This window comes from Alteripontixanthobacter maritimus (genome assembly GCF_003340475.1).
In the GTDB taxonomy this organism is placed as follows: domain Bacteria; phylum Pseudomonadota; class Alphaproteobacteria; order Sphingomonadales; family Sphingomonadaceae; genus Alteripontixanthobacter; species Alteripontixanthobacter maritimus.
In genome coordinates this window covers 2,155,361-2,166,773 of record NZ_QBKA01000002.1, presented here as the reverse complement: position 1 = coordinate 2,166,773, position 11,413 = coordinate 2,155,361, and the positions used below count along the sequence as shown (strand labels likewise).

The 11,413-nt window shown below is 61.2% G+C and carries 9 protein-coding genes and 1 pseudogene; 4 read left to right on the top strand and 6 right to left on the bottom strand.

What is annotated here, in order from left to right:
• Positions 1–40 precede the first annotated feature (40 nt).
• On the top strand, positions 41–292 hold the full coding sequence (locus HME9302_RS10670) for a hypothetical protein (protein WP_115366997.1): 252 nt from the start codon (positions 41–43) through the stop codon (positions 290–292).
• Between the two features lie 77 nt (positions 293–369).
• Here HME9302_RS10670 and HME9302_RS10665 read toward each other — a convergent pair whose 3' ends face one another.
• Positions 370–1,449 (bottom strand): serine hydrolase, encoded by a 1,080-nt coding sequence (locus tag HME9302_RS10665; protein ID WP_115366996.1) that lies wholly within the window; start codon positions 1,447–1,449, stop codon positions 370–372.
• Positions 1,450–1,633: 184 nt separating this feature from the next.
• Complete coding sequence (locus HME9302_RS10660; RefSeq protein ID WP_115366995.1) at positions 1,634–2,041, bottom strand: baeRF12 domain-containing protein; 408 nt, start codon at positions 2,039–2,041, stop codon at positions 1,634–1,636.
• 192 nt (positions 2,042–2,233) lie between these two features.
• Here HME9302_RS10660 and HME9302_RS10655 point away from each other — a divergent pair, with 192 nt between their 5' ends.
• Positions 2,234–4,537, top strand: coding sequence for a DUF305 domain-containing protein (locus HME9302_RS10655; protein WP_115366994.1), 2,304 nt, complete (start codon positions 2,234–2,236; stop codon positions 4,535–4,537).
• 40 nt (positions 4,538–4,577) lie between these two features.
• Positions 4,578–5,150 (top strand): protein-methionine-sulfoxide reductase heme-binding subunit MsrQ, encoded by a 573-nt coding sequence (locus tag HME9302_RS10650; protein ID WP_230079969.1) that lies wholly within the window; start codon positions 4,578–4,580, stop codon positions 5,148–5,150.
• Here the strand turns inward: HME9302_RS10650 and HME9302_RS10645 are convergent.
• The 4 genes from HME9302_RS10645 to HME9302_RS10630 form a co-directional block, all read right to left on the bottom strand.
• Positions 5,147–5,659, bottom strand: a complete 513-nt coding sequence (locus tag HME9302_RS10645; RefSeq protein WP_115366993.1) for a ComEA family DNA-binding protein — start codon at positions 5,657–5,659, stop codon at positions 5,147–5,149. The genes HME9302_RS10650 and HME9302_RS10645 overlap by 4 nt on opposite strands.
• Positions 5,660–5,824: 165 nt before the next feature.
• The gene (groL, locus tag HME9302_RS10640; RefSeq protein WP_115367684.1) at positions 5,825–7,483 is read right to left on the bottom strand and encodes a chaperonin GroEL; all 1,659 of its coding nucleotides are present in this window, start codon (positions 7,481–7,483) and stop codon (positions 5,825–5,827) included.
• 131 nt (positions 7,484–7,614) lie between these two features.
• On the bottom strand, positions 7,615–7,902 hold the full coding sequence (groES, locus tag HME9302_RS10635; RefSeq protein ID WP_115366992.1) for a co-chaperone GroES: 288 nt from the start codon (positions 7,900–7,902) through the stop codon (positions 7,615–7,617).
• A 159-nt stretch (positions 7,903–8,061) separates the two neighbouring features.
• Positions 8,062–9,513, bottom strand: coding sequence for an MATE family efflux transporter (locus tag HME9302_RS10630; RefSeq protein WP_115366991.1), 1,452 nt, complete (start codon positions 9,511–9,513; stop codon positions 8,062–8,064).
• Positions 9,514–9,600: 87 nt separating this feature from the next.
• Between HME9302_RS10630 and HME9302_RS10625 the strand changes: the two are divergent.
• Positions 9,601–11,394: pseudogene (locus tag HME9302_RS10625) on the top strand (cation:proton antiporter domain-containing protein).
• Positions 11,395–11,413 lie beyond the last annotated feature (19 nt).

Sequence of the window (11,413 nt, the reverse complement as noted above, 5' to 3'; positions counted from 1 at the left end):
AGGCAACCGGACCAAAGAAGTTGATCAAGGATCAAATACTATGCGTAAGATCATTCTCGCCGCAGCCGCCGCTGGCGCCGCTCTCAGCCTCTCGGCTTGCTCGGAAGCAACCGAAGAGAACGCAGAAGCCACCACCGAAGGCGCGATGGCCGACACCGAAACCAACATGGATGCGGTCGGCAACGAAATGGAAGCTGCCGGTGACGAAGTCGCCATGGAAGCTGACGAAGCCGCTACCGAAGCAGAAGCCGCCATGGAAGGCGAAACGGAAGCTGAAGCAGCTGCCGACTAAGCTTCGCTATGCGAACAAAAAAGGGCGGTACCTTCGGGTGCCGGCCTTTTTTTGTCTGCTATCAAGAAAACTGTCGGTCAGTTCGCGCCGTATGTAGCGTTGGCGTAATTGCGGCCGTTGCCCGATCGCCGTACGGAAAACCCTTCATACAAGGCGCGGCTGATATCGGCGATTCGCCGGTCACGCTTGGACCGTGCCGCGCGCTTGTTGCGGGCCTCGTCAAGCAGCGACCGGCTTTGCCCGGTCACATAAATTGCGACCGCGATAGTACGGCCATCGGTTGTATCGAAATATCCAATATCGCTGGCGGTCCGATTGAGGGTGCCGGTCTTGTGCGCCACATTGGCATAGGCAGGTAAGGCAGCGACCATCCGGTTCTTGCCGGTGGTCGTCTTCTTCATGGCATTGATCAGGACCGAGCGGCTGTTCGCGGATAGCAGGCGACCCTGATATATCCCGGCGAGCAGCTGGCCCATGGCGCGCGGAGTTGCGCTGTCACGGCGATCCACCATGCTGGCGGGATCGAATTCGCCATCGTCGCGCACCAGAGTGGCAATATCTCGTGTCAGTTCGAATTCGCTGATCCCGGCACCGCGCATCCATGCATTCACGGCTTCTGGCCCGCCGACCACGCGCAGCAACGCGTCGGTACAGCTGTTGCAGCTTTTGCTGATCATCAAATCGAGATGCTTGCGGGCGCTGATATAATTGCCGTTACGAACAGGCGCGCGGGCCGAAGAGTATTTCGCCGAACGCACCGGACGCAGCAGCGGATATTCACTCGTCAGGCTCCAGCGCCCGGCATCCACGCCCGCCAGAAATGTAGCTGCAATTGCAACCTTGCTGGTAGAAGCCATCGGGAATCGCTGGTCGCCCATGATCGACACTTCTTCGCCCGAGGCGAGGTCGATCGCATAGACCCCGATGCGGCCCGCACTGCCATCGGCCAGTTGCGCGATGCGCTGTTCGAGCGCTGTATCGTACCGCGCCACGAAGTCTTGCGGTGCGCGAACCTGCGTGCCCAGCGTGCTGTCGAACGCAGCTTCGAAACTGGTGGTGCCAGGGGTCTGCATGGACGATTGCGCCTGCGCAGGCATGGCCAGCAGGCCAAATGCGGCAGTTGCAGCAGCGATTGTGGCTTTGAATGTAAACTTCATTTTCGCAGGTTACCCGTCCCATGGTTTGCATAAGCTTAACGGGCCAAAATGCAGTTTCGGGCAAGCGCTGCTGCGACAAGAGGATTCCTGTAAGCGACCAGCCCCCGAAAGGCACCTGCCCGCTGCTGGAACAAGCCCTTCGAGTGTTGCCCTCAATGAAATCCGGGGCTGCATTGTTTTCAGGTCAGGCGGCGGAGATTGCCTTGCCGATCCTATCCAGCGATTCGCCGGTCAATGTCTTGTCGATTTCACCCACGAGACGCTTTTCCAGTTCGCCGTGATAATGGCGGCGCATTTCGCCCAATGTCTTGGGATCGGCGATAATCACCAGGTCATCGATCTCGCCCGCCACGCATTTCGCGTTTAGCCATTCGGCAACGGCGGCCCCATGCGCAAGTTCGGCAAGGTCTGTCGCGCCGGTTTGCTGGCTGACGTCATCCTGCTTGCGGACACCAGCACTGAAATTTGTGGCTTCGAGATCGGGCTTCGCTTCCTGCTTCAACTGCGGTTCGAACGGCTTGCCGTGATTGCGCAGCAGCACGAATGTTTCGCCATCGACCAGTGCGACATGAGCCTTGTGCGGTGCCTTCATATTCGATCGTCTCCTGTATTTCGGGTCTTGTCTTTATAACGGTCATGCGCGGCGATCGTTGCGTGTGTCGCCGCGAAAGTTCGCAAAGGATTGGGATGGCTGCAAAACCCATGGCGCGGGCGGCTCGCCGGGGCTAGGTAACAGCCATAAGGCCTTAATCGGCACGCCATACCACGGGTAGGGGATAATTATATGAGCGGCACATTCAGGGTATCGACGACGGCAGGCCTGTTGGCATCGGCGGTTTTCACCGCGGCAGGTTTGGGAAGTGTGGCCATACCCGCCACCGCTTATGCGCAGGACGCCAGGATCGTGCAGCCCGGTGCGCCCGGCGCCCAGCCTCGTCTCCTGACGGCGGAACAGGCAACGCAGCTGGCGGATAACCGCTTTTCCCCTGCCGATGTTACTTTCATGCAGATGATGATCGTGCACCACCAGCAGGCTGTCGAGATGGCAAAACTGGTGGAAGGCCGCACCAACAGCGAACAAATTATCGATATAGCTGGCCGTATACGGGCAAGTCAGGATGATGAAATAGCGTTCATGCGCGACTGGCTGGAAGACCGCGGTCAACCTGTCGCCATGATGGCCGGCATGACAGCGGGAGGCGATCATGCCGGGCACGCCGCACATGCCGCGCACGACCACAAGAAGATGGCCGGCATGGCCACCCCTGTCCAGATGGCCGCGCTTGCAGAAGCGCAGGGCATTGCCTTCGACCGGATGTTTCTCACGCTTATGATCGCCCATCACGATGGCGCGCTGGACATGGTGGACGACCTGCTCGATCAGCCGGGTTCCGCCTACGATCCGGTATTGTTCGAATTTGTTGGTGATGTGAAATCGGATCAGCAGGCCGAGATCGACAAGATGGACCGGCTACTCGCCGCCCTGTCCCCCGATCCGCGCGTCGGGCTTGCCGCAGGTTTGACCGATGCGGGCGAGGCGATCATGGGTCTGCGCAAGATCGCCAGCCTGCCGCGTCCTGCCGGGTTCTTCGATCCGGCCAATCCGGCAGGGCTTAAACCGCCCAAGAAAACCGACGACACAAAGCAGCAGAGCGATGCCGAACAGGTCGGCGATCCAGAGCGGGCCGATCCGGAACGCGGCGAGGAAGAGGACAAGACCGAGTTTTCCGAACGGTCCCCGCTGCTGGATTTTGCGAATACCGACATGGCGTTTTCCGGCAACACGCTGGTCACCGGAAGCTATCATGGCTTCAATATCTATGACTTGGGTACGGACGGTGTGCCGACGCTTATCAGTTCCGTCGTATGCCCCGGCGGACAGGGCGACGTATCGATCGCGGGCGATTTGCTGGTCATGTCGGTCGAACAGACTCGCGGCCGTGTCGATTGCGGGCTGCAGGGGATCGACACCGATGTAAGCGCGGAGCGGTTCCGGGGCCTGCGCATCTTCGATATTTCCGATCTTACCCAGCCGCGTCAGGTCGGGCAGGTGCAAACCTGCCGGGGCAGCCATACGCATTCCATTGTGTCGCAGGACGCGGATATGCTGGTGGTGTATAATTCGGGTACGTCCAGCGTGCGCGACGAGAAGGAACTGGCAGGCTGCATCGGCAACGTCGCCGGCGACAGCCGCACCGCCCTTTTCAGCATCGACGTGATCGAGATCCCGGTGGCGAACCCTGCGGCTGCGCAGATCGTGGACAGTCCGCGCATTTTCGCCGACGACAGCGGCAACATCGCAGGGCTGTGGCGCGGCGGCGATCATGGGGACGGCACGCAGGAAACCAACGTCACCAACCAGTGCCATGACATCACGGTCTTCCCGTCGAAGAACATCGCCGCGGGTGCCTGTTCGGGCAACGGTATCGTATTGGACATCAGCAATCCGCGCGCACCAAAGCGCGTCGATGCGGTGACCGACAAGGGATTTGCCTATTGGCATTCGGCCACATTCAACAATGATGGCACCAAGGTGCTGTTCACGGATGAATGGGGCGGTGGCGGACGTGCGCGTTGCCGGGCTTCCGACCCGATGGATTGGGGCGCAGACGCCATTTACGACATTGAGGATGGCAACAAGCTCAGCTTCCGCAGCCTGTACAAGCTGCCTGCGCCGCAGGGCGAGAAGGAAAACTGCGTGGCGCATAACGGCTCCATAGTGCCGGTGCCAGGCCGCGATATCTTCCTGCAGGCGTGGTATCAGGGCGGCATTTCCATAATGGACTTCACCGACAGCAGCACCCCGCGCGAAATCGCCTATTTCGACCGTGGTCCGATCGACGAGGAGCAGCTGGTTGTGGGTGGATACTGGTCCGCCTATTATTATCGCGGGCGTATCTACGCGACGGAGATCGTACGCGGGTTGGACGTGTTCGAACTGATGCCGACCGACAATCTCAACGTGGCGGAAATCGACGCCGCCAAGGCAGCGGACGGGGGCGACACATTCAACCCTCAGACGCAGGTTCCGGTGACGTGGCCCGCCGCAGCACTGGAAGCGGTAGAGGCCAGCCGAAAGGGCGGTTGATCATCGCGGGCGCTTCGGTTCCTTCGGACAGACTGGCGATATGAAAAGCGTCCTGGCGTCGCGTCCGCTGCTATGGCTTGTGCTGGCGCTGCCGGGCGGCTGGATGCTGTATCGCTGGGCCGCATCGCCCGACTTTTATGGCTATGGCCATGTGATCGGGGATAGCGGCCGCTGGGCGGCGTGGCTGCTGATGCTGACGCTCGCCATAACCCCGATCCGGCTGCTGTTCAGGAAGCGCGGCTGGACTGGCTGGCTGATGCGGCGAAGGCGCGATTTCGGGGTCGCCAGCTTCGCCTATGCAGCTGGGCACACGATGATTTACCTCGCCAACAAGAATGACCTTGCGCCCGTCCTGGAGGATGCCGGATTGGCGGAATACTGGACCGGTTGGCTGGCGCTGGCGCTGTTCGTGCCGCTTGCGGCGACGTCCAACGATATGGCCATGCGCGCGCTCAAACGGTCATGGAAGCGGCTGCACCGGCTGGTCTACCCGGCCGCTATCCTGACTTTCGTTCACTGGGCCTTGGCCGCCTTCGATCCGATGACGGCCTATCTCCATATCGGAGCGTTGGCCGCCATCGAATGCATCAGGGTTTGGCTGCAACGACGTTAAAGCGTGACGTATTTGCGGAACCGGGCGACTTCGTCCGCATCGACATATTTGCCGATCTCGCGGTCGAATGCAGCCATGTCGGCATAGGGGCGATATTCCAGGAATTCACCGATCATGCGGTCGGTCATGCCGGGGATAAGTGCAATTTCCTCACGCGTGGCGCTGTTGAGGTTCACCGGTACGAAAACGCGCTCCAGAATATTTCCGGCTGCATCGCCGGAGACGTTTTGGGTCACGGCCGCGTTCAGTTCGGTCACGTTGGCAAATGGCTGCGCGGCCACGATGGCGGCGGCGAGTTCGGGGGACACACCCTCGATCGCAGACAGCTGTTCGGCAGTAGCGGTGCTGGCATCCAGAACGGCATCGTCCGCCACCATAGTTTCGACCGACCCGGAATCGGCCGCGGCTTCCTCGGCGGTGGGCTCGGTTACCGGCTCGGCAGTTTCGGAGCAGGCGGAAAGAGTAAGTGCGGTACCGGCGATGGCGGCAGTCAGGAAGATGTTACGCATAATGTCCCTCTTTTGGTTGCGGCTACCTTTTATAGAGCTCGTGTGAAATTGCGAAGCATTATCGTGTGCCAGTTTTTCTCGACCCTTTCGAGACACAAAAAAGGCCCGGAGGATTGCTCCCCCGGGCCTGTATGTGTTCGGTACTTCGACCGGTAAGCAGCGGGCTTAGAAGCCCATGCCGCCGCCCATGCCGCCCATGCCGCCCATATCGGGCATGCCGCCGCCGCCGCCGGCGCTCTTGTCTTCAGGCTTTTCCGCAATCGCCGCTTCCGTGGTGATCAACAGACCGGCCACCGAGGCTGCATCCTGCAGGGCCGTGCGAACGACCTTGGTCGGATCGATCACGCCCGCATTTACGAGGTTCTCGTAAGTGTCGGTCGCAGCGTTGAAGCCAAGATGCGGATCGTTGCCTTCGATCAGCTTGCCCGAAACCACGGCACCGTCATGGCCCGCATTTTCGGCGATCTGGCGTACCGGCGACCACAATGCACGGCGGACGATGTCCACACCGCGGGTCTGGTCGTCGTTTGCGCCTTCCAGCCCTTCCAGTGCCTTGGTGGCATAGAGAAGCGCGGTACCACCGCCAGGGACGATGCCTTCTTCGACAGCTGCGCGGGTTGCGTGCAGCGCATCGTCGACACGGTCCTTACGTTCCTTCACTTCGACTTCGGTTGCGCCGCCAACCTTGATGACGGCCACGCCGCCAGCAAGCTTAGCAAGACGTTCCTGCAGCTTTTCCTTGTCGTAATCGCTGCTGGTGGTTTCGATCTGCGCGCGGATCTGTTCCACGCGGTTCTTGATCTCGTCACCCGAACCGGCACCGTCGACGATGGTCGTGTTGTCCTTGTCGATGGTGACGCGCTTCGCTTCGCCGAGCATGCCGAGCGTTACGCTTTCCAGCTTGATGCCGAGGTCTTCGGAAATCATCTCACCCTGCGTCAGGATGGAAATATCCTGCAGCATGGCCTTGCGGCGATCGCCGAAGCCCGGTGCCTTGACGGCCGCGACCTTCAGGCCGCCGCGCAGACGGTTGACGACCAGTGTTGCAAGCGCTTCGCCTTCGATGTCTTCCGCGATAATCAGCAGCGGACGGCCCGACTGCACCACGGATTCCAGGATTGGCAGCATGGCCTGCAGGTTGGAAAGCTTCTTCTCGTGGATAAGAATGTAAGGGTTTTCCAGCTCCACCGTCATCTTTTCGGGGTTAGTCACGAAGTAAGGCGACAGGTAGCCGCGATCGAACTGCATGCCTTCCACGACGTCGAGTTCGAATTCGAGGCCCTTGGCTTCCTCGACGGTGATGACGCCTTCCTTGCCGACCTTTTCCATGGCTTCGGCAATTTTCTCGCCGACTTCGGTATCGCCATTGGCGGAAATCACGCCGACCTGGCTGATTTCGCTATTGCCAGCAACATCCTTGGAGCGGCTCTTGAGATCATCGACGACCTTGCCAACGGCGAGGTCAATGCCGCGCTTCAGATCCATCGGGTTCATGCCGGCGGACACGGACTTCATGCCTTCGCGTACGATGGCCTGAGCCAGTACGGTGGCGGTGGTGGTGCCGTCACCGGCGCTGTCATTTGCTTTCGAAGCCACTTCGCGCAGCATCTGTGCGCCCATATTCTCGAACTTGTCGGTAAGCTCGATTTCCTTGGCGACGGTAACGCCGTCCTTGGTGATGCGCGGTGCGCCGAAGCTTTTGTCGATAACGACGTTGCGACCCTTGGGGCCGAGTGTGACTTTTACTGCGTTTGCGAGCGTATCAACGCCGCGAAGAATACCTTCGCGCGCGTCGCGGCCGAACTTTACGTCCTTGGCTGCCATGATGTGTTCCTTTCGAAAATTATAAAAAATCGTCATCCCCGCGGAGGCGGGGACCCAGTTAGGGCTGCCTTCCCGGTGGATTCCCGCGTTCGCGGGAATGACGAGGGAGGTGGCGGGGCGTTAGGCTATGATCAGCCGATAACGCCCATGATGTCGCTTTCCTTCATGATCAGCAGGTCTTCGCCGTCGAGCTTGACCTCGGTACCGGACCATTTGCCAAACAGGATGCGATCGCCTGCTTTCACGTCGAGCGCGGTAACTGTGCCGTCTTCGGCCTTTGAGCCGTTGCCGACGGAGACGATTTCGCCTTCGCTGGGCTTTTCCTTGGCGCTGTCGGGGATGATGATACCGCCGGCCGTTTTCTCTTCGGCTTCGATACGGCGAACCAGCACACGGTCGTGCAGGGGACGAAATGCCATCGTAGTGACCTCTTTCGGTTGAGAGTGAATATGAATTGGCACTCTATAGGACAGAGTGCCAATATAAGGCATATGTGAATGCCAGTATGGGGAGTCAACGGGTGGCGGCGTAATTTTGTTTCGTGCTGGCGCAACCGGTCAGCCGAACCGTGCCTGAGCCTAGGTCGTCTGCGCGAATGGTGCGATTTTCGGCCCCGCGCGCCGGGTCAGCTCCAGTTTCTCGCGCCGGGTCCAACGCCATGTGAGCAATATTGCAGCCGCCAGCAAACCGCTGGCGAGACCGATCCAGACCCCCACGCCACTAAGCGATGTTGCATAGCCCAGCAGGAGAGCGGTGCCGAACCCCGGCACCCAGTAGGCAAAGATCGCGATTATCATCGGCACGCGCGTATCCTGCAATCCGCGCAAGGCCCCTGCCGCTACGGCCTGCAATCCGTCCGCCAGCTGGAACGCGGCGGCGATAGCGAGGTAGGGGAGCGCGAAGGCAACGAGCGCGGCATTCCTCGCCGCGTCCGGATCCACATAGATCGATAGCAGTGCCTTGGGAAACAGGATCATGGCGGATGCGGTGATCACCATGAAGCCGGTTCCTATGCCGATACCCGCCCAGCCGGCGCGTGCCATACCTGCCCTGTCACGAGCGCCGTAGAAATACCCGACCCGGATCGTAGTCGCCTGTCCCACGCCGAAGGGAACCTGAAATGCCAAAGCCGCAATCTGCAGCGCGACCGTATGCGCAGCCAGCTGCACCGCGCCGATACTGCCCATCAGGAACGCTGCGGCGGCGAACAGGCCTGCTTCCGCTGTGATCGTGCCTGCAATCGGCGCACCGATTTTGGCAATGGTGCGCAGCCGTGCCCAGTCCGGCATCCAGAACCGCCCGAACACATGGTATCGGTGCATGCGCGCATCCAGCCTGATGGCTATGATATAGGCCGCAAGAATGAACAGGCTGGTGATTATGGTGGCAATGGCAGCCCCGCGCAGGCCAAGCTCCGGCGCGCCGAAATTCCCGAAGATGAATGCGTAATTGGCCAGCGCATTCACGCCGATACCGGCAGCGGTAATCGTGGTGGCGAAAATCGGTCGGCCGAGCGCGGATACAAAGCTTCGCAGGACATACGCCGCCAGCATCGGGATCATCGACCATATCAGCAGGCCCATATATGTAGATGCCAGCGTGACAATCCCCGGTTCCTGCCCGGTCAGCCGCGCGATCGGTCCGATAGCCAGGCAGAGCGCCATGCCCGCCGCCCCGCTGATCACCGCCAGCCACAGCCCCATGCGGGTGGACCGGCGCACCGCGCGCAAGGCAGGTCCGCGCTCGCCCAGCTCCGCCGCGATGACGGCCGAAACCGCACCGACCAGGCCGGACATCGCCCACAGCACCAACCCGAACACCGAAACTGCCAGCGCGGATGCGGCAAGCGGCATCGTTCCCAGCCGCGCAATGAATATCACATCGATGGCATAGGTGAGCATCTGCAACAGATTGGCGAGCGCCAAGGGCCAGGACAGCCGAAGCGTGGCCCCGAACTCCGACCGCCAGGGGCGCGCTGGAGCGAGCGATGCCGATGAGAAAGCTGGCGTAGGGGGCGTGGTGTTGGTCATGCAGCCGGCCGCGATAGGCGCAGCGCTGCTGTTTGCCTAGCGCGGCGATGGGTATAGGGGGCGGCAAGCCATAAGGAGCATGAAGCGGTGGGACACGAAGCAGGACATTCCTTCCTTGAAACGGGCGTTGTGCTGTTGGCCGCGGCGCTGGTGTTCGTGCTGCTGTTTCGTAGGCTGGGTTTGGGTGCAACGCTTGGCTATCTGGTGGCAGGTGCGGTTGTGGGACCGCAAGTTCTCGGGCTGGCAGGCGATGGCGAAGCGATAATCGGTATCGCAGAACTCGGCATCGTAATGCTGCTGTTCGTGGTCGGGCTGGAACTCGATCCGAAGCGGCTGTGGCGGATGAAAGGCGCAATTTTCGGACTTGGGCTGGCGTAGGTCGCGGCGTGCGGGCTGGCAGTCACCGCGATCATCTGGTTCGCCGCGAGCTATCCGCTGGTGGCAGCGCTCGCACTGGGTTTGCCGCTGGGACTGTCTTCGACCGCGCAGGTCCTGCCAATGCTGCAGAGCAGCGGACGGATGCGGACGCCGTTTGGCGAGCGCGCCTTTGCCATCCTGCTGTTCCAGGATCTGTCGATCATACCGCTCATCACGATAGTCGCCGCGCTGGGCGTGGAACAGGGCGACGGTAACGGAGCATCAGGCTGGATGCTGGCGCTGCAAACCGTGGCGGCCATCGCTGGTCTGATCCTTGCCGGCCGCTTTCTCTTGCGTCCGCTGTTCCGCCTGATCGGCGGCATGGGGGAACGCGAGATGTTTGTCGTGGCCGGTCTGTTCACTGTGCTGGCTTCGGCGGCGGTGATGGAACTACTCGGCCTATCAACTGCCTTGGGCGCATTCATCGCGGGCGTCATGCTGGCTGACACGCCTTACCGGCACGAGTTGGAAGCGGACATAGAACCCTTCCGCTCGATCCTGCTTGGCCTGTTCTTCCTCGCCGTCGGCATGATGCTGGATTTGCGCGCCATTGCGGACAATCCCGGCTTCGTCATTGCGATGGCAGCGGCCTTGGTGGCGGCCAAGACGGCGGTGATTACCGCGCTCGGCATGGTCATGAAGATGGCTTGGCGCAGCGCGCTGGCGCTCGGCCTGCTGCTCAGCCAAGGCGGCGAATTCGCGTTTGTCCTGTTCACCGTGGCGCAGCAGGGGCAGGTCATCGATGCCGAAACCGCCAGCCTGTTCGGCGCGATCGTCACGCTGTCCATGGCCACCACGCCCTTCCTGATGATGCTGACGAAGTTCCTGCGCGATCCGGATAAGGCCGGACCACGCAAAGGCCCCGCGGCCGACGGCGCCAGCGCGCTGGTGATCGGCTATGGCCGCTTCGGCCAGACGGTGGCGCAGATGCTGATCCTGGCCGGCATTCGCGTGTCCATGATCGACACCAAGGTGTCGCAGATCGACATTGCGGAAGAGTTCGGCAGCACGGTGCATTACGGGGATGGCACGCGCATGGACCTGTTGCGGCAGGCAGGCGCGCAGGATGCGGCACTGATCCTGTTCTGCATCGATGGCGACCAGCTTTCGCCGGATTTCCTGGCCATGGTGAAGGAGGCGTTTCCGAAAGCCGACATTCTGGTGCGCGCCTTCGACCGGCGCACCCTGATCAAGCTGGCCGACGCGCCGATTGCCCGGTCGGTGCGGGAGATGATGGAATCGGCCATTGCCATGGGCCGCGGCGCGCTCGATAGCGCAGGCCTTTCGCTGGGCGAGATCGAACGGGTCGAGGAAACCTACCGCGATAATGACGCGATGCGGCTCACCGACCAGATCGCGGCCGGCGATATTTATGGCGGGCGCGAACGGGCGATCGTGCAGGGCTCACAGAGTGGCGGCAAAGCGCGCGGGGAAAACTCCGGCGATCCTGCCGCCACCATCTGACCGTTCGCTTCAGCCCCGC